Below are 16,732 nucleotides of genomic sequence, written 5' to 3'. Positions count from 1 at the left end.
CACGCCGGAGCCGCGAATTCTGGTCCTGTGGAGCAGCTTGGAGTGCTCGCCACCCTGTCAAGGTGGAGGCCGCGGGTTCAAATCCCGTCAGGACCGCGTTGTTACGACACGAGGCCCGCATCCCTTGGATGCGGGCCTCGTTGCTGTGCCGGCCGGAAAGTCCAAGAGGTGCGGGCCTCGTTGCTGTGTCTTGGGTTGACGGCTCCCCGTGGCGCGGGTAAGTCATCAACAGGGGGCCCTTCCCTGGCAGCCCAGGGCCCCGTCCTCCGGGGGGTGGCGCGCATGGCGGCATCGGTGGCGAAACACGAGACTCGCGCGCTCCTGCGCGCCCATCTGGCGGCCGCGACGGGCTATCGACACGTCACGCGTCACTGCGCGGTCTGTCATCGCCTCCAGCGGCTCGCCATGGAGCCTGCCGCACCCGCTCCTCCGGACGCCGGGGGCGCGACAACCAACAGCTCCGCCCCGAACCGCACACCAGAAGCGGACAGCGACCCTCATTAGGCGCTATGACGGGAGTTGGCAAGGGGTTGCCTCTGTGACGGGTGTCACCGATCACATTTCCGGGACGGCTGCGCTTACACCCCGCATACAGCCCGCGAATTTTGTATGTGCAATTGCACGCCCCCGTAAGCGCTTCCTCCCGTCCCCCAACTCCGGCCCCACCGCACAAAAAAGATCGCGCTGGACCCGGCGGAGTCCAGCGCGATCAAAGTGACTTGCCCCGCATTGCGGGAGCGTGGGCCCTGTTGGGGCAGATGCCCGTCGTGTGGTGCGTTGTGAAGCTGTGTGGATCGATGTGGAGCTATGTAGCTGGACGACCGGATTGGGGACCCGGGTGTCCGGTTGGGGTTGGTTGGTTGTCAGCTGTGCCCTGACGAGGCTTTTCAGGCCTCGCTGCGCTGCTGCGGAATACCCGCAAGCAGCGCGCGGACCTCTGCCTCGCGGTACCGGCGATGCCCACCGAGCGTGCGGATGGACGTGAGCTTGCCGGCCTTTGCCCAGCGTGTGACCGTCTTCGGGTCCACGCGGAACATCGTGGCAACCTCAGCCGGGGTCAGCAGCGGCTCGGCATCAGGGGTGCGAGCGGTCATGAGCGGCCTCCTCGGGAGAACCGAACCATCTCGGTTCTTTCCTCTAAATTCTGCACCTTGACCCGCGTTGCCCGAAATGGCGGACGCGGGCCGAGTCGGTTATAGGACGAACGGCTTGTCCTCGGCACTACAACTACACCATCTGTCCAGCCTCGTCGGCCAAACCGATGGAATTGCCCTCTCAGGTGTTCATCAACGACGGAAGCCGATGGACCATGCCATAGCGGACAGTTACGCCGCAGTGACGATCAGTCACAGGAGCAATCAGGAGTCACGAGACCCCCCATAGAGCGCAATGCAGAGCATTCCGCCCTTACTTGGACGGAAGGAGCCCTCCCCGGACTCCTTGTCCTATTTTGACACGAGGGTGGGCGATGGGCGCAAGAGCCCCGTTAGTGCGGTCCGTCACGCTTGAGGCAAAGAACCCGGATCGGGGCCTAAGTCCCCCGGCGCGCGGACATGCGGCCCTACGCCCCGTCCGCGCGCCCCACCAGGTACGCCCTCAGTTGGCGAACTGGCGGTCCCTGACCGCCCGCCAGCGCTCCGCCAGCCGTTCGTACGCCACGCCCGCCGCCTCGCCGTCGCCGGCCCGCAGCGCGGCGATCCCGGCCGCCACGTCCGCCGCCGAGCGGTCGTCGGCGAGCTGGGGTCCGGTGAGGGCGTGCACCAGGCCGCCGTAGTCGAGCTCGACCAGCGAGCGGGGGTGGAACTCCTCCAGCCACCGTCCCACGTCTATGAGGCCCTCGATGAGCGGACCCTCGTCGACCGACTCCCGCAGCGCCTTCAGCGCGCGGGCCAGCCGCCGCCGCGCCTGCACCATCGGGGTCCGGTAGCGCAGGGCGGGCGCTGTGGGGCCCTCCTCCTCGTACGCCCGGTACTCGCGCTCGTCGTCGGCGAAGAGCGTGAACCAGCGCACCGGCACCTGCCAGACCGCCGTCCTGATCCACGGCCGGGCGTCCGGATTGCGCTCGCGCCACTGTTCGAAGTCCGCGGCCGCCTGTTCGCGTACGACCGACGGCAGTACGGCGTCGAGCAGCGGCTTCGGCAGGGTGCCGTCCAGCGACTCCAGGGCCAGCCAGCCGCGCAGCCGGGTGCGCCACGGGCAGACGCACACCACGCCGTCCACCTCCGTCACGAACGCGTCGGCGCTCTCGTGCACGGGCACCGGGACGGGCGGTGTGGGCAGCAAGTCGGCCAGGGAGCGCCGGAGTTCGTCCTGTGCGGTCGGCGTACGGTCCCGGGCGGCGTAGCGCGCCCAGTGGCTTCTCTCCGGCTCCGGGAAGGCCGCCAGGGGCTCGTACACGCGCAGGTAGGAGGCGTAGGGGACGAGGAGTGAAGACACCGCTGGCATGGGGCGAATCGTCCCATGCCCGTACCGCCCGAGAGGGTGATCCTGGGCACTGCGTCGGATCTACGTCACGGTAGGACTTACCCTCATGCGCAAACAGTCCCTCCCCACCCCCAGGAGGGGCTACTCACCGCTTCGTACTTGGGAGTCACCACCGTGACCGATGTGACCGGAGCCCCTGTCGCAACCGTCGATGTACTGAACACCCTGTTCCACTCCGAACAGGGTGGCCACGAGCAGGTCGTGCTCTGTCAGGACCGCGCCAGCGGGCTCAAAGCAGTCATCGCCCTGCACTCCACCGCCCTGGGCCCCGCCCTGGGCGGCACTCGTTTCTACCCGTACGCCTCCGAGCAGGATGCTGTCGCCGACGCGCTGAACCTGGCGCGCGGAATGTCGTACAAGAACGCCTTGGCCGGTCTCGACCACGGCGGCGGCAAGGCCGTGATCATCGGTGACCCCGAGCTGATCAAGACGGACGAGCTGCTGCTGGCGTACGGCCGGTTCGTGGCCTCCCTCGGCGGCCGGTACGTCACGGCCTGCGACGTCGGTACGTATGTCGCGGACATGGACGTCGTCGCCCGCGAGTGCCGCTGGACGACCGGCCGCTCGCCCGAGAACGGCGGCGCCGGCGACTCCTCCGTACTGACGGCGTTCGGCGTCTTCCAGGGGATGCGCGCGAGCGCCCAGCACCTGTGGGGCGACCCGTCGCTGCGCGGCCGCAAGGTCGGCATCGCCGGCGTCGGCAAGGTCGGGCACCATCTGGTCGAGCATCTGCTCCAGGACGGCGCCTCCGTGGTGATCACGGACGTACGGGACGAGTCCGTGCTCCGGATCACCGACCGCCACCCCGAGGTCACCGTGGCCGCCGACACCGACGCGCTGATCCGCGCCGAGGGTCTGGACGTCTACGCGCCGTGCGCGCTGGGCGGCGCGCTCAACGACGACTCCGTGCCCGTACTGACCGCGAAGGTGGTGTGCGGGGCGGCCAACAACCAGCTCTCGCACCCCGGTGTCGAGAAGGATCTCGCCGACCGCGGCATCCTCTACGCGCCGGACTACGTGGTGAACGCGGGCGGCGTGATCCAGGTCGCCGACGAGCTGCACGGATTCGACTTCGAGCGGTGCAGGGCGAAGGCCGCGAAGATCTTCGACACCACGCTTTCAATATTCGCACGTGCGAAGGACGACGGGATTCCGCCGGCCGCGGCGGCGGACAGGATCGCCGAGCAGCGCATCTCGGAGGCCCGCGCCCGCTGAGGTCCGGAGGGGCGATCGGCCGACGCTGAGCCACCGCGCGGCTCCGGGGGGAGACGAGACTCACCCCGGTCGGCGGGTCGCCCCTCAATAAGAGGTTAAAATCGCAGCTGACCAGCGAGGACACCCGTTCTCGCCGGTCCCGCGCCGAGGCGCGTCATGCGGGCGGCGTACCGTATGGCCGCGGAAGCAGGTACCGTTGAAGTCCTAAGGACGGGTCTCTCTGCGGAGAGCTCGTTCTGAAACATGAACGCGTGTCAAGACTCTGGGGCCGTGGAGCCCCGTCACCGAGGGGGTCGAGCCATGGGGCGCGGCCGGGCCAAGGCCAAGCAGACAAAGGTCGCCCGCCAGCTGAAGTACAACAGCGGCGGGACAGACCTGTCGCGTCTGGCCAATGAGCTGGGCGCATCGCCTTCGAGTCAACCGCCGAACGCTGAGCCGTTCGAGGATGACGACGAGGAAGATGACCCGTACGCACAGTACGCGGAGCTGTACAACGACGACGAAGAGGACGAGGAGTCCGGCCCGTCGTCACAGCGCCGCGGCGCTTGACGTACGTACACCTCAAAAAGAAATCACCCATGTGACCCGGTCCGGGCATCCCGGACCGGGTTTCACCATGACACCAGTGCCCCGCCGGCACGGCCTCAGGCCGCATAGTCCCCGGTCAGCGCCGCGCCCGTGGTCGGGCCGCCGCTCTGCCTGTCCACGATGCCGCCGGCCACCCAGGCGCCCACGCCCCGGTCGGCGAGCGTGGTGAGCGCCGAGTCCACCGACTCCTCGGGGACGACGGCGATCATGCCGACGCCCATGTTGAGCGTCTTCTCCAGTTCCGTACGCTCCACCTGACCCGCCGAGCCGATCAGGTCGAAGACGGCGCCGGGCGCCCAGGTCGAACGGTCCACCGTCGCGTGCAGATGGTCCGGGACGACCCGCGCCAGGTTGTTGGCAAGGCCGCCGCCGGTGACGTGGCTGAAAGCGTGCACCTCGGTGGTCCTGGTCAGGGCCAGGCAGTCCAGCGAGTAGATCTTGGTGGGCTCCAGCAGCTCCGCGCCGAGCGTGCGGCCGAACTCGGCGACCTCGCGCTCCAGCGACCAGCCGAGCCGGTCGAACACGACATGCCGGACGAGTGAGTACCCGTTGGAGTGAAGCCCGGAGGACTCCATGGCGATCACGACGTCACCCGTACGGATACGATCCGCGCCCAGCAGCCGGTCCGCCTCGACCACGCCCGTACCGGCGCCGGCGACGTCGAAGTCGTCCTCGCCGAGGAGGCCGGGGTGCTCGGCGGTCTCGCCGCCGACGAGCGCGCAGCCGGCCAGCACACAGCCCTCGGCGATGCCCTTGACGATGGCGGCGACCCGCTCGGGGAAGACCTTGCCGACGCAGATGTAGTCGGTCATGAACAGCGGTTCCGCGCCGCACACCACCAGGTCGTCGACGACCATGCCCACGAGGTCGTGGCCGATGGTGTCGTAGACGCCCATCTTGCGGGCCAGGTCGACCTTCGTACCGACGCCGTCGGTCGCGGAGGCGAGCAGCGGGCGCTCGTAGCGCTTGAGCGCGGAGGCGTCGAAGAGTCCGGCGAAGCCGCCGAGACCGCCGACGGTCTCGGGGCGCTGGGTCTTCTTCACCCACTCCTTCATCAGCTCGACGGCGCGGTCGCCGGCCTCGATGTCGACGCCCGCGGCGGCGTAGGAGGCACCGGAGGATTCAGCTGGCATGTCGGAGAGCTTTCGTGTCAGTGCTGCGGGGCTGGACTGGGGCTGGATTCGAGGTCCGTGGGGCCGAGGGGCCGTGGGTTCGGGACGTGGCTGCGGGCCGCCGCGACCGGTAGGGAAGAGGGTCGCGGCGGGCCGTGCGGGCACGTACACGGGCGCTCATGGCCTCTGTTACGGCCGCCTGAGCGCGTCGGCGGCATCGGCGCCGCCCGCCAGCTCGGTCTCCAGCAGCTGCTTGCCGAGGAGTTCCGGATCGGGCAGGTCCATCGGGTACTCGCCGTCGAAGCAGGCGCGGCAGAGGTTCGGCTTGGCGATGGTGGTCGCCTCGATCATGCCGTCGATGGAGATGTACGAGAGCGAGTCGGCGCCCAGTGACGCGCCGATCTCCTCGATGGACATGCCGTTGGCGATCAGCTCCGCGCGGGTCGCGAAGTCGATACCGAAGAAGCACGGCCACTTCACCGGCGGGGACGAGATCCGGATGTGGATCTCGGCGGCGCCGGCCTCGCGGAGCATCTTGACGAGGGCGCGCTGGGTGTTGCCGCGGACGATCGAGTCGTCCACGACCACCAGGCGCTTGCCCCTGATGACCTCTTTAAGAGGATTCAGCTTGAGACGGATGCCCAGTTGGCGAATGGTCTGTGAGGGCTGGATGAAGGTCCGGCCGACATACGCGTTCTTGACCAGTCCCGAGCCGTACGGGATGCCGCTCGCCTCCGCGTAACCGATCGCGGCGGGCGTGCCGGACTCCGGCGTCGCTATGACGAGATCCGCCTCGACGGGCGCTTCCCTGGCGAGTTTTCGACCCATCTCCACCCGGGAGAGGTAGACGTTCCGCCCGGCGATGTCGGTGTCGGGGCGGGCCAGATACACGTACTCGAAGACACAGCCCTTGGGCTTCGCTTCAGCGAATCGGGAGCTGCGCAGGCCGTTCTCGTCGATGGCGATCAGCTCGCCCGGCTCGACCTCGCGGACGAAGGAGGCGCCGCAGATGTCGAGAGCGGCGCTCTCGGAGGCCACGACCCAGCCGCGTTCGAGCCGGCCGAGGACCAGCGGGCGGATGCCCTGCGGGTCGCGGGCCGCGTAGAGGGTGTGCTCGTCCATGAAGACGAGCGAGAAGGCACCCTTGGCGTGCCGCAGGACCTGCGGTGCGGCCTGTTCGACGGTGAGGGGCTTGCCGTCGTCGTCCGTCTGTCCGGCGAGGAGCGCCGTGATCAGATCGGTGTCGTTGGTGGCGGCGACGCGGGTCGTGCGGCCGTTCTCCTTGGGGAGGTCGGCGACCAGCTCGGCGAGTTCGGCCGTGTTGACCAGATTGCCGTTGTGGCCGAGCGCGATGGAGCCGTGAGCGGTGGCTCTGAAGGTCGGCTGCGCGTTCTCCCACACCGAGGCTCCGGTGGTGGAGTAGCGGGCGTGACCCACGGCGATATGGCCTTGGAGGGAGCCGAGGGAAGTTTCGTCGAAGACCTGTGAGACAAGGCCCATGTCCTTGAAGACAAGGATCTGGGAGCCGTTGCTCACTGCGATGCCCGCGGACTCCTGTCCGCGGTGTTGCAGTGCATACAGTCCGAAGTAGGTGAGCTTGGCGACCTCTTCGCCGGGGGCCCAGACTCCGAAGACGCCGCAAGCGTCCTGAGGGCCCTTCTCGCCGGGGAGCAGGTCGTGGTTGAGTCGTCCATCACCACGAGGCACGGCACCGAGTGTAGGCGAGATCGACCGCTGGTCCGAATGCGGTACGGAAGTGGGCCGTGAGGTGGACGGCGAAGCGGGCCGGCGGCGTGTCGCCACCGGCCCACCCGAAGAGGCCCCTGTTCACCTGGGAGAACCGGGCCGTGACTACTTCCCGGGGGCTCCCGCGCCGGCGCTGAGTCCTTCGCCGCCGGCCGTCCTGAGGGTCAGCTCACGGTGGTGCACCTCATACGTCACCTGGCCCTTGAGCACCTTCATCAGCTCCCGCTCCACGGACATTCCCGGCTCCGGGCAGAGCTTCCTGGTGGCCTTGACGGGCCCGAAGGTGATCGTGGAGCCCGCGACCTTCGCGGACGCCGAGAACCCGTTGCAGCCGAGGTTGCCGCTCACGGTGCCGTCCTTGGCGAAGGTGAGCGTCGCCTTCGGGGTCTCGCCCTTCTTGTCCTTGGGCAGCGAGCGGGCGGTCTTGTCGGAGATGAGGCCGTCGACGGCCCACCCGGTGCCCACGAGCGGGGCCGGCTTCTCGGCGGCCAGGGCGATGGAGTCGCCCCCGGCGGTGGTGAGGGTGAGCTTCTTGTCGTCGACCTTGGCCTTGATCTTGCCGTCGATGGCCCCGCCGAGGGCCTTCTCGAAGGTCCCGGGCACCCCCGGGCAGCCCATCTGCGTCGACGGCAGCCTCTCACCGACAGTGATCGTGTCACCGTCGATGGTGACCATCGCTCCGACGCCGTTGCAGCCGGTCTGCGCGCTGACCTTGCCCTTGGCGTCGATCTCCAGGCTGGCCTCGGCGGGCACCGCGACTTTCTTGCCGTCGACGCTGAGGCTCTCGATGCTCCAGCGCACGTCGGTCAGGGGCAGATCGGTCCGCACCGCGCTGCCGGCCTCGGCCGCCCCGTCGGACTCTCTGCCGGACTCGGTGCCGCAGCCGGCGAGGGCGAGGAGGGTCAGGGTCGTGAGGGCGGTGACGGTGGTCACTGACTGTTTCCGCATACCGCTGGGACGAGGCAGCCCCGGGTCCGGTTCCGTACGGATGCCGGGAGGGGCTGCCGCGAGGGGCTTGCTCAGCTCATGACCGGCAGCAGAGCACCGAGATCCGCGCGCTCCCCGCTCGCGCTGACCTGGGCCGATGCCAGCGCCTCGGCCCAGCTCGTACGGCCCGTGGCGAGCCGCAGCCAGGTGAGCGGGTCCGTCTCGACGACGTTCGGCGGGGTGCCCCGGGTGTGCCGGGGCCCCTCCACGCACTGCACGACGGCGTACGGCGGGATCCGCACCTCCGTCGACGCGCCGGGCGCCTTCGCCGCGAGCGCGTCGGCGAGCAGCCGGGTGCAGGCGGCGAGCGCCTGCCGGTCGAAGGGGATGTCGAGCCCGGCGGCGCGGTTCAGGTCGTCGGTGTGGACGACGAGTTCCACGGTGCGGGTGACCAGGAAGTCGCCGAGGCGCATGGCCCCGACCCGGACGGCGATCAGCCGGTCGGCCGGTGCGTCCGGCAGCAGCGCGGTGATCCGGCCGGCCGTGCGCCCGAACAGCTCGGCGGGCTCGGCGGAGGCCGCGTACGCCTTGACGTCGTCCGAGATCGGGGTGGCCAGCGCGGCCGTCGCGAAGGCCCACTCGGGCAGGCCCACCTCCGCGACGGGCGGCGCGGGCTGCTCCAGGGCGCGGCTGACGGACTCGACGCCGAAGCTCAGGTGTGCGGCCAGCTCGCGCACGGTCCAGTCGCCGAGGCCGGCGGGCAGGGCGAGTTGCTCGGGGGTGAGGGCGAGGACCGCTTCGCGCACGTGCGCGAACTGGGTGAGGACGGCGGTACGGGTCTTGTCGGAGTCGTAACCGCGCTGCTTGCGCTTCTTGGCCGGTGGCATGTCCGGGAGGCTAATCGAGGCTCGGCGCGGGTGACGCCTCGTCCTGAGGGGTGAACGACTCGCCGTTGGCCGGGACGCCGATGCCGCGCCAGGTGAAGGGGACGCCGCGCGCGGTGTCCAGGTCGGGGCCGTCCATCAGCTGGAAGTGGACGTGCGGCTCGGTGGAGTTGCCGGTGTTGCCGCAGTCGGCGATCCGCTGCCCCGCGCGCACCCGGTCGCCGACGGCGACGGTCAGCGAGCCCTTCTTGAGATGCGCGTACGCGGCGTACGTGCCGTCGCCGAGGTCGAGGATCACGTGGTTTCCGAAGATCCGCGCGGGGCCGGCCATGTCCCGTACCGCGCTCTCGGCCAGCATCAGGTAGGCGAGCGCCGGGAGCGAGGTGCGGGTGAGATGGTCGCGCTGCCGGTCCGACGCGTGGACGACGGTGGCGTCCGCCACGGCCAGCACGGGGGTGCCGAAGGCCGGATAGCCCTGATTCCCGCGTGCCATGGGCCACAGCAGGGCGAAGGGCGGGCGTGAGTCGGGCCCGGGCTCGGCGACGATGTCGATGGCGTACGTCTGGCCGTAGCCGTGCACGCCGTGGCTGGGCACCTTGTCCGCCGGGCTGTTGAGCGCGGTCCAGCGGCCGGTCACCGGCGCCAGGACCTCGACGGGGCTGCGGGCGTCGGCCGCCTTCACCTTGGCGGAGGTCAGCCGCCCCATGACGATCACCAGGAGCATCCCGAGCACGGCGGGGCTCATCAGCAGCGCCCAGCCGGGGTCCCAGCCGGCGAAGACGGCGACGACGAACGCGACGAAGACGATCCAGCTGAGACGGAAAAGGATCATGGCGAGTTTCCGGACGGACATGGTGCGTGTCACCTCGGTTCTCCTACGGATGTCAGTTCCTGGCCGCCGACAGCATGACCAGCAGGGGTACGACGCGGGCGGCGGGCACCTCGTAACGCCCCCGCCCCTTTGCCTGGAGCCAGCCCGCGCCGGTCAGTTGGCGCAGGTGGTGGTAGATCTGGCCGGTGGTGCCGATGTCGGCCAGCTCGGTCAGCTCGGCGGCGGTGCGCAGGCCGCCGAGGATCTCGCGCATCAGCCGGAGCCGTACGGCGTGCCCGAGCGCGGCGAAGCAGTCGGCGGCCACCGACCAGTCGGCGTCGAGCAGGTCGTCGGTCAGCTCGGTGAACTGCCAGCCGTAGGGCTGTCCGGTCGGCAGCCGTACCGAGCCGGTGTACATCACGCCGCCGGCCTCGGCCTCCGCCGCCGCGAGCTGCTCCTCCAACTGCCGCAGCGGTCGCAGGGCGTCGTCCGCCGTCGGCCCCGGCCGCTCCCCTCGTGGCGGCCGGGGTGACGACTCCGACTCGGCGCGCTCCAGCGCCGCGAGCCGGCGTTCCAGCTCGGCGACGCGTTCCTCAAGCTCCATGCGTTGAAGTTACGTAATTACGTAATCCACGGCAAGTGCTTTCCGTCGTGCGGGCACGGCGGACCTGACGAGGCCCCCGTCCGGTTCCATGCGAACCGGGCGGGGGCCTCTTCGTGTCTCAGGCCGCGGCCTCAGGCCAGCAGCGCCTCGATCGTTCCCTCGTGCGCCGCCCGCAGCTCGCTCAGCGCGATGCTGAACTCGCCCTGGACCTCGACCTCGTCGCCGTCCACCACACCGATCCGCGTCGCGGGCAGCCCACGCGCCCCGCACATGTCGGTGAAGCGCAGCTCCTCGCTGCGCGGCACGGCCACGACCGCGCGCCCGGCCGACTCGCTGAACAGCGCGGTGAACGCGTCGAGCCCGTCCGGCACGACCAGCCGCGCGCCCTTGCCGCCCCGCAGGCACGACTCGGTGACGGCCTGGATCAGACCGCCGTCGCTCAGGTCGTGCGCCGCGTCGATCATGCCGTCGCGCGATCCCGAGATCAGGATCTCGCCGAGCAGCTTCTCCCGGTCCAGGTCCACCTTCGGCGGCAGTCCGCCCAGGTGGTCGTGGATGACCTGCGACCAGGCGGAGCCGCCGAACTCCTCGCGGGTGTCGCCGAGCAGGTAGAGGAGCTGGCCCTCTTCCTTGAAGGCGATCGGCGTACGGCGTGTGACGTCGTCGATCACACCGAGCACGGCCACGACCGGCGTCGGGTGGATCGCCGTCTCGCCGGTCTGGTTGTAGAGCGAGACGTTGCCGCCGGTGACCGGGGTGCCCAGCTGGAGGCAGCCGTCCGCGAGACCGCGTGTGGCCTCGGCGAACTGCCACATGACGGCCGGGTCCTCGGGCGAGCCGAAGTTCAGGCAGTCGGAGATGGCGAGCGGCTTGGCGCCGGAGGCGGCGACGTTGCGGTACGCCTCCGCCAGCGCGAGCTGCGCGCCCGCGTACGGGTCGAGCTTGGCGAACCGGCCGTTGCCGTCCGTCGCCATCGCCACACCGAGGTTGGTCGACTCGTCGATCCGGACCATGCCCGCGTCCTCGGGCTGCGCGAGGACGGTGTTGCCCTGCACGAAGCGGTCGTACTGGTCGGTGATCCACGCCTTCGACGCCTGGTTCGGCGAGCCGACCAGCTTGAGCACCTGCTCGCGCAGCTCGGCCGAACTCGTGGGCCGGGCAAGCTTGTTGGCGTCGTCGGCCTGGAGCGCGTCCTGCCAGTCGGGACGGGCGTACGGCCGGTGGTAGACCGGGCCGTCGTGCGCCACGGAGCGCGGCGGCACGTCCACGATCTGCTCGCCGTGCCAGAAGATCTCCAGCCGGGTGCCCTCGGTGACCTCACCGATGACGGTCGCGATGACGTCCCACTTCTCGCAGATCTCCATGAACCGGTCGACCTTGTCGGGCTCGACGACCGCGCACATGCGTTCCTGCGACTCGCTCATGAGGATTTCCTCGGGCGAGAGGGACGAGTCACGCAGCGGGACGGTGTCCAACTCGACCCGCATACCGCCGGATCCGGCCGACGCCAGCTCGCTCGTCGCGCAGGAGAGACCGGCGCCGCCGAGGTCCTGGATACCGGCGACCAGCTTCTCGGCGAAGATCTCCAGGGTGCACTCGATGAGGAGCTTCTCCTGGAACGGGTCGCCCACCTGGACGGCCGGGCGCTTGGCCGGTCCGGTCGACTCGAAGGTCTCGGAGGCCAGCACCGAGACGCCGCCGATGCCGTCGCCGCCGGTCCGGGCGCCGTACAGGATCACCTTGTTGCCGGGGCCCGACGCCTGCGCGAGGTGGATGTCCTCGTGCCTCATCACGCCGATGCAGCCCGCGTTGACCAGCGGATTGCCCTGGTAGCAGGGGTCGAAGACGACCTCGCCGCCGATGTTCGGCAGGCCCAGGCAGTTGCCGTAACCGCCGATGCCCGCGACGACCCCGGGCAGCACCCGCCGGGTGTCGGGGTGGTCGGCCGCGCCGAAGCGCAGCGGGTCCACGACGGCGACCGGGCGGGCGCCCATGGCGAGGATGTCGCGGACGATGCCGCCGACGCCGGTGGCCGCGCCCTGGTAGGGCTCGATGTACGAGGGGTGGTTGTGCGACTCGACCTTGAAGGTGACCGCGTACCCCTGGCCGACGTCCACGACGCCCGCGTTCTCACCGATGCCGACCAGCATCGCGTCGTTGGCGGGGGCCTTGTCGCCGAACTGCTTGAGGTGCACCTTGCTGCTCTTGTACGAGCAGTGCTCGGACCACATCACGGAGTACATGGCCAGCTCGGCGCCGGTCGGCCGGCGCTCCAGGATCTCGCGGATCCGGGTGTACTCGTCCTCCTTGAGGCCGAGTTCCTTCCAGGGCTGGTCGACGTCGGGCGTCCCCGTCGCGTTCTTGACGGTGTCCAGGTTCTTGATCGTCATCAGGCGCTTACCAGCTTCTTCAGGATCGAGGTGAAGAACCCGAGCCCGTCGGTACGGCCCGTACCGATCAGCGGTTCCACGGCGTGCTCGGGGTGCGGCATCAGGCCGACGACGTTGCCCGCCGCGTTGGTGATGCCCGCGATGTCACGGAGCGAGCCGTTCGGATTGCCGTCCAGATAGCGGAAGGCGACCCGGCCCTCGGCCTCCAGCTCGTCCAGGACCGCCTCGGCGGCCACGTACCGGCCGTCGATGTTCTTCAGCGGTACGGAGATGGACTGGCCCGCCTCGTAGTCGGCGGTCCACGCGGTCGAAGCGTTCTCCACCCGCAGCTTCTGGTCGCGGCAGATGAAGTGCAGATGGTTGTTGCGCAGCATCGCGCCCGGCAGCAGATGCGATTCGGTCAGGATCTGGAAGCCGTTGCAGATCCCCAGGACCGGCATGCCGCCCTTCGCCTGCTCGATGATCGTCTCCATCACCGGCGAGAATCGGGAAATGGCGCCGGCGCGCAGATAGTCGCCGTAGCTGAATCCACCCGCCAGGACGACGGCGTCGACCTGCTTGATGTCCTTGTCGCGGTGCCAGAGTGAGACAGGTTCCGCTCCGGCGATCCTGACAGCGCGAAGACTGTCGCGGTCGTCGAGTGTGCCGGGGAAAGTGACGACTCCGATACGAGTGGTCACGACTCCACCTTTACGACGAAGTCCTCGATGACGGTGTTGGCGAGGAACGTCTCGGCCATCTCATGGATGCGGGCGAGGGCGGCCTCGTCGACCGGGCCCTGCACCTCCAGCTCGAAACGCTTTCCCTGGCGGACGTCCGCGATCCCGTCGAAACCCAGCCGGGGCAGTGCGCGCTGCACTGCTTGTCCTTGCGGGTCGAGGATCTCCGGCTTGAGCATGACGTCGACTACGACGCGTGCCACTGGCACTCCCGGTGGTGTGGTGCGGCTGTGTGCAGCTGTCTGCGGCTGTGGTTCTGACCGGGGAATCCCCCGACCCCCCGAGTGCCATCAGCGTACCCGTACACAAAATCTACGCGAGTAGATATCCACACAGTGCCGGACTCTCCACCGATCTCCGTCGATATCGCACCGTGAGACCGCACGGAAAAATCCAGGAAAAAACCCGCTCCCGCCATTGCCGTCGGACACGCTGATGCAATTGGCTGGGCTTCACAATGCGAGGCGGTTCGCTGTACAAAGGAATAGAGTAGAAAGTCGCATTGCCCCTAAACAGCCGGAAGGCCGGTATCGCCGCACGTCAGCCGTGTTTCAGAAGCATGAGCCGGACGAGGCGGGTGCCGCATGAAAGGACCGATATCCGTGGCGCAGCGCGTAGTGGTCACGCTCTCCGACGACATCAGCGGCGGAGAAGCGGCGGAAACGGTCTCGTTCGGCCTCGACGGGAAGTCGTACGAGATCGACCTCAATCCCGCCAATGCAAAGAAACTGCGCAAGGCCCTGGCCCCCTACCTGGAGGCGGGCCGGCGGCAGACCCACGCCGGCAAGAACCGTAAGTCGTACCGGCACACGGCCCTCGCGCCCGACCCGGCGGCCGTACGCGCGTGGGCGCTCTCGCACCGGATGGAGGTGCCGGCCCGCGGCCGGATCCCCAAGCGGGTCTACGAGGCGTTCCGCGAGGCCAGTTGAGGGACCGTCCGGCCGGAGGACGTCCGGCCGGGCTCGCCGGGGATCGGAGTTGCACAGCACCCCCAGCCATCGGCTAGAGTCTGGAGCACGCCGAAGGGCAAGGCCGAAAAGCCGAACCTCACGCAGCGTGCGGGTGTAGTTCAGTAGTAGAACGCCCCCTTTCCAAGGGGGAGGCGCAGTGTGCGATTCCTGTCACCCGCTCTGCATCACATCGAAGGTTTGTTGTTGGTGAACGATGCACTGCGGACGTAGCTCAGTTGGTAGAGCGCAACCTTGCCAAGGTTGAGGTCGCCAGTTCGAACCTGGTCGTCCGCTCCGTATCGAAGGCCCCGGTCACTTGTGACCGGGGCCTTCGTCGTGCCCGGCCGCTCTCTGTCCGGCCCCTCTCCGTCCACCCCCCAATGACATTTGTCATGAGCAGTGGTGACAGCGCGCACTGCTCCCGGGCCCGGTCCGGCGGAAGTCTTGAAGGCATGACACGAACTCTGGGAGACCACAGCGCGAGTGCCACGAATGTGGACAGGAACGTCATCGAGGTGGATCGGCTCCGGCGCAGCTACGCGGGAGGGTTCCAAGCGGTGGACGAGGTCTCGTTCACCGTCGGGGAGGGCGAGCTGTTCGCCCTGCTCGGGACGAACGGCGCGGGCAAGACCTCCACCGTCGAGATGCTGGAGGGCCTCGCCCGCCCCAGCGGCGGCACGGTGCGGGTGCTCGGGCGGGACCCGTACACCGAGCGGGCCGAAGTACGGCCCCGGACCGGGGTGATGCTCCAGGAAGGTGGCCTCCCCAGCGATCTGACGGTCAAGGAAACCGTGCGGATGTGGGCGGGCTGCACGAGCGGGGCACGGCCCACCGGTGAGGCGCTGGAGCTCGTGGGGATGGGCAAGCGCGCCGATGTACGGGTCAAGCAGCTGTCCGGCGGGGAGAAGCGGCGCCTGGATCTGGCGCTCGCGCTGCTCGGGCGGCCCGAGGTGCTGTTCCTCGACGAGCCGACGACCGGCCTGGACGCCGAAGGGCGGCGGGACACCTGGGAGCTGGTGCGCGCGCTGCGTGACGGCGGCACCACCGTCCTGCTGACCACCCACTATCTGGAGGAGGCCGAGGGCCTCGCGGACCGGCTGGCGATCATGCACGGAGGCCGCATCGTGGTGTCGGGGACACCGTCGGAGGTGACGGCGACCAGGCCGTCCCGGATCCGGTTCACGCTGCCCTCGGGCATGGAGCCCGGACAGCTGCCGCTCACGCTGATGGCAGCCGCCGACGGCCGGCGGATCGAGATCCGCACCCAGCACCTTCAGCGGGACCTGGCCGAACTGCTGCGCTGGGCCCAGGAGTTCGACGTACATCTGGACAAGCTCGATGCCCGGTCGGCCTCGCTCGAAGAGGCGTTCCTGGACATCGCCGCCCAGCGCGCGGGGGCCACGGCCCCCGGTGCGGGCACCGACACGGGAGAGGCATTCGCAGCATGAGCACGGTAATCGCACAGAATCGGGAGACGGCCGCCGAGGGCGGGACCGTGACCAGGGCGGGACGGCTGAGCGCGCTCGGGCGGGCCGAGCTGACCCTGCTCGTACGCAACAGGAGCATGCTCGTCACGGCGCTCCTCATGCCGCTCCTGCTGATCGCCTCGACCAAGGCCTCGCTGCGGAACGTCAACCTGGACGGCACCGGGCTGAGCGTCATGGAGATCGCCATGACGGGCGGCATCGGCATGGTGCTGCTCCTGGTGGTGTACATGAATCTCACCTCCGCCTACACCGCCCGGCGTGAGGAACTGGTACTCAAGCGGCTCCGTACGGGCGAGGTCTCCGACATGGAGATCCTCACCGGTACCGCGCTGCCGGCCGCCTCGCTGGCCCTCGCGCAGTGTGTCGTGCTGATCGTCGCCGGAATCGCGTTCCTCGACATCAGCGCCCCGCAGCGGCCCGAGCTGCTGGTCCTCGGTGTGCTGGCGGGCGTCGGGCTCATGGCGGCGCTGGCCGCGGCCACGGCCGGGTACACCCGTACTGTGGAGAGCGCCCAGATCAGCATCCTGCCGATGCTTCTGATCTCGTCGCTGGGATCGGGCCTGTTCGTACCGCTGGAGACGCTGCCCGACAAGATCGCCTCGATCTGCGAGCTGCTGCCGATGACCGGCGTCGTGACCCTCGTACGAGCCGGGTGGCTGGGCGGCACCTCGGGCGGCGACCTGGCCGTCGCGGGACTGAGTGCCCTGGTCTGGATCGTGCTGGCGGTGTTTGCTGTGAAGCGGTGGTTCCGCTGGGAGCCGCGGCGCTGATCACGGCGCGGGTGGGATCGGGTGGGACGGAGAACCGGGCGAGGA

At 69.3% G+C, this 16,732-nt stretch carries 17 protein-coding genes and 3 tRNA genes; 9 read left to right on the top strand and 11 right to left on the bottom strand.

Annotated elements, in window-relative coordinates; all coding sequences use genetic code 11:
* Nucleotides 1-21: 21 nt before the first annotated feature.
* Nucleotides 22-96: transfer RNA gene (locus ACFT9I_RS13535), tRNA-Asp, on the top strand.
* A gap of 186 nt (nucleotides 97-282) precedes the next feature.
* On the top strand, nucleotides 283-504 hold the full coding sequence (locus ACFT9I_RS13530) for a DUF6274 family protein (RefSeq protein ID WP_382563750.1): 222 nt from the start codon (nucleotides 283-285) through the stop codon (nucleotides 502-504).
* Nucleotides 505-887: 383 nt separating this feature from the next.
* Here the strand turns inward: ACFT9I_RS13530 and bldC are convergent, their stop codons facing one another.
* On the bottom strand, nucleotides 888-1,094 hold the full coding sequence (gene bldC, locus ACFT9I_RS13525; RefSeq protein WP_003949541.1) for a developmental transcriptional regulator BldC: 207 nt from the start codon (nucleotides 1,092-1,094) through the stop codon (nucleotides 888-890).
* Nucleotides 1,095-1,596: 502 nt separating this feature from the next.
* Complete coding sequence (locus ACFT9I_RS13520; protein WP_382563748.1) at nucleotides 1,597-2,445, bottom strand: hypothetical protein; 849 nt, start codon at nucleotides 2,443-2,445, stop codon at nucleotides 1,597-1,599.
* Nucleotides 2,446-2,598: 153 nt separating this feature from the next.
* On the opposite strand from ACFT9I_RS13520, the gene ACFT9I_RS13515 reads away from it, so the two are divergent.
* Both ACFT9I_RS13515 and ACFT9I_RS13510 read left to right on the top strand, forming a co-directional pair.
* Nucleotides 2,599-3,699, top strand: a complete 1,101-nt coding sequence (locus ACFT9I_RS13515; protein WP_382563746.1) for a Leu/Phe/Val dehydrogenase — start codon at nucleotides 2,599-2,601, stop codon at nucleotides 3,697-3,699.
* A 300-nt stretch (nucleotides 3,700-3,999) separates the two neighbouring features.
* Nucleotides 4,000-4,248 (top strand): DUF3073 domain-containing protein, encoded by a 249-nt coding sequence (locus ACFT9I_RS13510; RefSeq protein WP_189111161.1) that lies wholly within the window; start codon nucleotides 4,000-4,002, stop codon nucleotides 4,246-4,248.
* Nucleotides 4,249-4,343: 95 nt separating this feature from the next.
* On the opposite strand, the gene purM is transcribed toward ACFT9I_RS13510, so the two are convergent.
* The 9 genes from purM to purS form a co-directional block, all read right to left on the bottom strand.
* Nucleotides 4,344-5,420 carry a phosphoribosylformylglycinamidine cyclo-ligase gene (gene purM, locus ACFT9I_RS13505; protein ID WP_382563744.1) on the bottom strand — a complete coding sequence of 359 codons (1,077 nt, stop codon included), beginning with the start codon at nucleotides 5,418-5,420 and terminating at the stop codon, nucleotides 4,344-4,346.
* Nucleotides 5,421-5,588: 168 nt separating this feature from the next.
* The gene (purF, locus tag ACFT9I_RS13500) at nucleotides 5,589-7,106 is read right to left on the bottom strand and encodes an amidophosphoribosyltransferase (protein ID WP_382563743.1); all 1,518 of its coding nucleotides are present in this window, start codon (nucleotides 7,104-7,106) and stop codon (nucleotides 5,589-5,591) included.
* Nucleotides 7,107-7,250: 144 nt separating this feature from the next.
* On the bottom strand, nucleotides 7,251-8,078 hold the full coding sequence (locus ACFT9I_RS13495; protein ID WP_382563742.1) for an META domain-containing protein: 828 nt from the start codon (nucleotides 8,076-8,078) through the stop codon (nucleotides 7,251-7,253).
* Nucleotides 8,079-8,164: 86 nt separating this feature from the next.
* Entirely contained in the window at nucleotides 8,165-8,959 is a 795-nt protein-coding gene (locus ACFT9I_RS13490; protein ID WP_382563741.1) for a sterol carrier family protein, read from the bottom strand.
* 10 nt (nucleotides 8,960-8,969) lie between these two features.
* The gene (locus ACFT9I_RS13485; RefSeq protein ID WP_382563739.1) at nucleotides 8,970-9,809 is read right to left on the bottom strand and encodes a M23 family metallopeptidase; all 840 of its coding nucleotides are present in this window, start codon (nucleotides 9,807-9,809) and stop codon (nucleotides 8,970-8,972) included.
* Between the two features lie 31 nt (nucleotides 9,810-9,840).
* A complete protein-coding gene (locus ACFT9I_RS13480; RefSeq protein ID WP_382563737.1) occupies nucleotides 9,841-10,371 on the bottom strand; it encodes an ArsR/SmtB family transcription factor in 531 nt (176 codons plus the stop codon).
* A 131-nt stretch (nucleotides 10,372-10,502) separates the two neighbouring features.
* Nucleotides 10,503-12,761 (bottom strand): phosphoribosylformylglycinamidine synthase subunit PurL, encoded by a 2,259-nt coding sequence (purL, locus tag ACFT9I_RS13475; protein WP_382563735.1) that lies wholly within the window; start codon nucleotides 12,759-12,761, stop codon nucleotides 10,503-10,505.
* Nucleotides 12,761-13,441, bottom strand: a complete 681-nt coding sequence (gene purQ, locus ACFT9I_RS13470) for a phosphoribosylformylglycinamidine synthase subunit PurQ (protein WP_382563734.1) — start codon at nucleotides 13,439-13,441, stop codon at nucleotides 12,761-12,763. Before purQ ends, purL begins: the two co-directional genes overlap by 1 nt.
* On the bottom strand, nucleotides 13,438-13,683 hold the full coding sequence (purS, locus tag ACFT9I_RS13465; RefSeq protein WP_031230836.1) for a phosphoribosylformylglycinamidine synthase subunit PurS: 246 nt from the start codon (nucleotides 13,681-13,683) through the stop codon (nucleotides 13,438-13,440). Before purS ends, purQ begins: the two co-directional genes overlap by 4 nt.
* A 399-nt stretch (nucleotides 13,684-14,082) precedes the next feature.
* On the opposite strand from purS, the gene ACFT9I_RS13460 reads away from it, so the two are divergent.
* The 5 genes from ACFT9I_RS13460 to ACFT9I_RS13440 all read left to right on the top strand — a co-directional run bounded on the left by ACFT9I_RS13460 (nucleotide 14,083) and on the right by ACFT9I_RS13440 (nucleotide 16,687).
* Nucleotides 14,083-14,409 (top strand): Lsr2 family protein, encoded by a 327-nt coding sequence (locus ACFT9I_RS13460; protein WP_171908496.1) that lies wholly within the window; start codon nucleotides 14,083-14,085, stop codon nucleotides 14,407-14,409.
* 129 nt (nucleotides 14,410-14,538) lie between these two features.
* Nucleotides 14,539-14,610: transfer RNA gene (locus tag ACFT9I_RS13455), tRNA-Gly, on the top strand.
* A gap of 41 nt (nucleotides 14,611-14,651) precedes the next feature.
* A tRNA-Gly gene (locus ACFT9I_RS13450) sits at nucleotides 14,652-14,724 on the top strand.
* A gap of 158 nt (nucleotides 14,725-14,882) precedes the next feature.
* Nucleotides 14,883-15,878, top strand: a complete 996-nt coding sequence (locus tag ACFT9I_RS13445) for an ABC transporter ATP-binding protein (RefSeq protein WP_382563731.1) — start codon at nucleotides 14,883-14,885, stop codon at nucleotides 15,876-15,878.
* Complete coding sequence (locus tag ACFT9I_RS13440; RefSeq protein WP_382563729.1) at nucleotides 15,875-16,687, top strand: ABC transporter permease; 813 nt, start codon at nucleotides 15,875-15,877, stop codon at nucleotides 16,685-16,687. The genes ACFT9I_RS13445 and ACFT9I_RS13440 overlap by 4 nt, the downstream gene beginning before the upstream one ends.
* The last annotated feature ends 45 nt before the right edge of the window (nucleotides 16,688-16,732 follow it).

The organism is Streptomyces sp. NPDC057137 (genome assembly GCF_042670825.1).
Taxonomy (GTDB): domain Bacteria; phylum Actinomycetota; class Actinomycetes; order Streptomycetales; family Streptomycetaceae; genus Streptomyces.
The sequence above is the reverse complement of the archived record's forward strand: the minus strand, read 5'-3'. Positions and strand labels throughout refer to the sequence as shown.

Bases quoted from the DNA above. Each gene is read 5' to 3' on its own strand.
- ACFT9I_RS13520 (WP_382563748.1), bottom strand. From the start codon at position 2,445: ATGCCAGCGGTGTCTTCACTCCTCGTCCCCTACGCCTCCTACCTGCGC.
- purL (WP_382563735.1), bottom strand. From the start codon at position 12,761: ATGACGATCAAGAACCTGGACACCGTCAAGAACGCGACGGGGACGCCC.
- ACFT9I_RS13490 (WP_382563741.1), bottom strand. From the start codon at position 8,959: ATGCCACCGGCCAAGAAGCGCAAGCAGCGCGGTTACGACTCCGACAAG.
- ACFT9I_RS13440 (WP_382563729.1), top strand. From the start codon at position 15,875: ATGAGCACGGTAATCGCACAGAATCGGGAGACGGCCGCCGAGGGCGGG.
- purM (WP_382563744.1), bottom strand. From the start codon at position 5,420: ATGCCAGCTGAATCCTCCGGTGCCTCCTACGCCGCCGCGGGCGTCGAC.
- ACFT9I_RS13485 (WP_382563739.1), bottom strand. From the start codon at position 9,809: ATGTCCGTCCGGAAACTCGCCATGATCCTTTTCCGTCTCAGCTGGATC.
- ACFT9I_RS13510 (WP_189111161.1), top strand. From the start codon at position 4,000: ATGGGGCGCGGCCGGGCCAAGGCCAAGCAGACAAAGGTCGCCCGCCAG.
- ACFT9I_RS13480 (WP_382563737.1), bottom strand. From the start codon at position 10,371: ATGGAGCTTGAGGAACGCGTCGCCGAGCTGGAACGCCGGCTCGCGGCG.
- ACFT9I_RS13530 (WP_382563750.1), top strand. From the start codon at position 283: ATGGCGGCATCGGTGGCGAAACACGAGACTCGCGCGCTCCTGCGCGCC.
- ACFT9I_RS13445 (WP_382563731.1), top strand. From the start codon at position 14,883: ATGACACGAACTCTGGGAGACCACAGCGCGAGTGCCACGAATGTGGAC.
- bldC (WP_003949541.1), bottom strand. From the start codon at position 1,094: ATGACCGCTCGCACCCCTGATGCCGAGCCGCTGCTGACCCCGGCTGAG.